The organism is Lacticaseibacillus brantae DSM 23927, assembly GCF_001436115.1.
Classification (GTDB): Bacteria; Bacillota; Bacilli; order Lactobacillales; family Lactobacillaceae; genus Lacticaseibacillus; species Lacticaseibacillus brantae.
In genome coordinates this window covers 1-3,242 of sequence record NZ_AYZQ01000009.1, presented here as the reverse complement: position 1 = coordinate 3,242, position 3,242 = coordinate 1, and the positions used below count along the sequence as shown (strand labels likewise).

2 rRNA genes are annotated in these 3,242 nt (G+C 50.1%); both read right to left on the bottom strand.

Going from position 1 to position 3,242, the window contains the following annotated elements:
- Positions 1–108 (bottom strand): 5S ribosomal RNA (rrf, locus tag FC34_RS09450); the annotation flags it as partial.
- 90 nt (positions 109–198) lie between these two features.
- Positions 199–3,116: ribosomal RNA gene (locus FC34_RS09445) — 23S ribosomal RNA — on the bottom strand.
- Between the last annotated feature and the right edge of the window lie 126 nt (positions 3,117–3,242).

Below are 3,242 nucleotides of genomic sequence, written 5' to 3'. Positions count from 1 at the left end.
CTTCCTATCCTCGCAGGCAGTTTCCCACCAACTACTATCGGCGTTAAGAAGCTTAACTTCTGTGTTCGGCATGGGAACAGGTGTATCCTTCTTGCCATCGCCACCACACTTATGAGAACTTTGAGCTCTCAAAACTGGATATCAAATTTTTTAGTTTTTTGTCGACAACCGTATTTGTTCGCGGCAGCTTTCGCTGCTTTGGTTAAGTCCTCGACCGATTAGTACTGGTCCGCTCCACATATCGCTACGCTTCCACTTCCAGCCTATCTACCTGATCATCTTTCAGGGGTCTTACTTCCATAAAGGAATGGGAAATCTCATCTCGAGGGGGGCTTCACACTTAGATGCTTTCAGCGTTTATCCCTGCCGTTCATAGCTACCCAGCGATGCGCCTGGCGGCACAACTGGTACACCAGCGGAACGTCCATCCCGGTCCTCTCGTACTAAGGACAGCTCCTCTCAAATTTCCTGCGCCCGCGACGGATAGGGACCGAACTGTCTCACGACGTTCTGAACCCAGCTCGCGTACCGCTTTAATGGGCGAACAGCCCAACCCTTGGGACCGACTACAGCCCCAGGATGCGATGAGCCGACATCGAGGTGCCAAACCTCCCCGTCGATGTGGACTCTTGGGGGAGATAAGCCTGTTATCCCCAGGGTAGCTTTTATCCGTTGAGCGATGGCCCTTCCATGCGGAACCACCGGATCACTAAGCCCGACTTTCGTCCCTGCTCGACTTGTCAGTCTCGCAGTCAAGCTCCCTTATACCTTTACACTCTGCGAATGATTTCCAACCATTCTGAGGGAACCTTTGGGCGCCTCCGTTACACTTTAGGAGGCGACCGCCCCAGTCAAACTGCCCACCTGACACTGTCTCCCACCACGCTAAGTGGTGCGGGTTAGAGTGTTCATACAGCTAGGGTAGTATCCCACCAACGCCTCCACCGAAACTAGCGTTCCGGTCTCTACGGCTCCTACCTATCCTGTACAAGCGGTACAAACACTCAATATCAAGCTACAGTAAAGCTCCATGGGGTCTTTCCGTCCTGTCGCGGGTAACCCGCATCTTCACGGGTACTAAAATTTCACCGAGTCTCTCGTTGAGACAGTGCCCAAATCATTACGCCTTTCGTGCGGGTCGGAACTTACCCGACAAGGAATTTCGCTACCTTAGGACCGTTATAGTTACGGCCGCCGTTTACTGGGGCTTCAATTCTGGGCTTCGCTTACGCTAACTCATCCTCTTAACCTTCCAGCACCGGGCAGGCGTCAGCCCCTATACGTCATCTTACGATTTAGCAGAGACCTGTGTTTTTGATAAACAGTTGTTTGGGCCTATTCACTGCGGCTGATCTGACGATCAGCACCCCTTCTTCCGAAGTTACGGGGTCATTTTGCCGAGTTCCTTAACGAGAGTTCGCTCGCTCACCTGAGGATACTCTCCTCGACTACCTGTGTCGGTTTGCGGTACGGGTAGTTTGTTTCTCACTAGAAGCTTTTCTTGGCAGTGTGACATCAGGAACTTCGCTACTTAAATTTCGCTCCCCATCACATCTTGTCCTTCACTGAAGTAAGCATTTCACTCGCTTCAAGACTTAATGCTTAGACATCCATTTCCAGCCGGATGCTTTCCTTAGCCTACTGCGTCCCTCCATCGTTCAAACAAAACAAACTAGTACAGGAATCTCAACCTGTTTGCCATCGACTACGCCTCTCGGCCTCGCCTTAGGTCCCGACTAACCCTGGGAGGACGAGCCTTCCCCAGGAAACCTTAGTCATACGGTGGACAGGATTCTCACCTGTCTTTCGCTACTCATGCCGGCATTCTCACTTCTAAGCGTTCCAGCCGTCCTCACGGTCGACCTTCAACACACTTAGAACGCTCTCCTACCGCGCCAACTAAGTTGGCACCCACAGTTTCGGTATTATGCTTAGCCCCGGTATATTTTCGGCGCAGGGTCACTCGACTAGTGAGCTATTACGCACTCTTTAAATGGTGGCTGCTTCTGAGCCAACATCCTAGTTGTCTGTGCAACGCCACATCCTTTTCCACTTAGCATAAATTTAGGGACCTTAACTGGTGATCTGGGCTGTTCCCCTTTCGACAATGGACCTTATCGCTCACTGTCTGACTCCCGGAGTAAGATAAATGGCATTCGGAGTTTATCTGAATTCAGTAACCCTTGACGGGCCCCTAGTCCAAACAGTGCTCTACCTCCATTATCCATCCTCCGAGGCTAGCCCTAAAGCTATTTCGGAGAGAACCAGCTATCTCCAAGTTCGTTTGGAATTTCACCGCTACCCACACCTCATCCCAGCATTTTTCAACATACATGGGTTCGGTCCTCCAGTGCGTTTTACCGCACCTTCAACCTGGACATGGGTAGGTCACTTGGTTTCGGGTCTACATCTACATACTCATTCGCCCTATTCAGACTCGCTTTCGCTACGGCTCCAGCTTTTCACTTTAACCTCGCATGTAAACGTAACTCGCCGGTTCATTCTACAAAAGGCACGCCATCACCCATTAACGGGCTTTGACTTATTGTAGGCACACGGTTTCAGGAACTGTTTCACTCCCCTTCCGGGGTGCTTTTCACCTTTCCCTCACGGTACTGGTTCACTATCGGTCACTAGGGAGTATTTAGCCTTGCGGGATGGTCCCCGCGGATTCCGACGGAATTTCACGTGCTCCGCCGTACTCAGGATCCTGAACAGAGGGTAAGTCGTTTCACCTACAGGGCTTTCACCTTCTTTGGCGCAGCTTTCCAGCTGACTTCGATTACAACTTACTTTGGTAACTCTAAAGTTCAGTCCTACAACCCCAAAGTGCAAGCACTTTGGTTTGGGCTCTTCCCACTTCGCTCGCCGCTACTATGGGAATCGATTTTTCTTTCTCTTCCTGCAGGTACTTAGATGTTTCAGTTCCCTGCGTCTACCTCAACTAAGCTATGTATTCACTTAGATGTAATGCACTCACGTGCATTGGGTTCCCCCATTCGGAAATCTCCGGATCAAAGCTTACGTACAGCTCCCCGAAGCATATCGGTGTTAGTCCCGTCCTTCATCGGCTCCTAGTGCCAAGGCATCCACCGTGCGCCCTTTGTAACTTAACCTTGATAAACTTCGTTTATCGGTTATGCGATCGAATTTCTAATAGAAACTCTAACAAATACGCTGTGTTCTCGGCATTTTAAAACTAAAAAATTATATTGATATCCAGTTTTCAAAGATCAAAGTTT